At 67.7% G+C, this 368-nt stretch carries 1 protein-coding gene; it reads right to left on the bottom strand.

Features of this window, described 5'->3' with window-relative positions; genetic code table 11:
• Positions 1–80: 80 nt before the first annotated feature.
• A complete protein-coding gene (locus ACEN88_RS34675; RefSeq protein WP_413346943.1) occupies positions 81–272 on the bottom strand; it encodes a hypothetical protein in 192 nt (63 codons plus the stop codon).
• Between the last annotated feature and the right edge of the window lie 96 nt (positions 273–368).

Below are 368 nucleotides of genomic sequence, written 5' to 3'. Positions count from 1 at the left end.
TTTTTTTTTACAAGAACACCCCGCAACCGGATTCTTTGCTCCGTCTCGTGGTCTCGGATTTGTTTAAAACTGACTGCCGTTTAGCCGCCGCCGTAGGCGCCGTCGGGCCGGAAGTGCGGCGACGGCATGCGCAGCATCACGAGCACCTGTCGTGCTGCGGGCGCCGGCGTCGAGACCGGGTGCGTGGCCGCCTGCGCATCCGCGCTCGCGCGCGGCACCACGCAGGCGAACGCGATCAACACCGCGACCAGGACGAGAAGGGCGGTTTTCACGGCTGCTTGTCCACGACGAGCGGCTCGGCCAGCGTCACCGCCGGCTCCGCCCGCAGCCTGGCCAGCACCGGGCCGAGCCGCTCGTCGTGGACAAGC

Origin of the sequence: Massilia sp. CT11-108 (assembly GCF_047302915.1) — a bacterium.
Taxonomy (GTDB): Bacteria; Pseudomonadota; Gammaproteobacteria; order Burkholderiales; family Burkholderiaceae_D; genus Telluria; species Telluria orientalis.
This window is presented reverse-complemented; position numbering and strand designations above follow the sequence as displayed.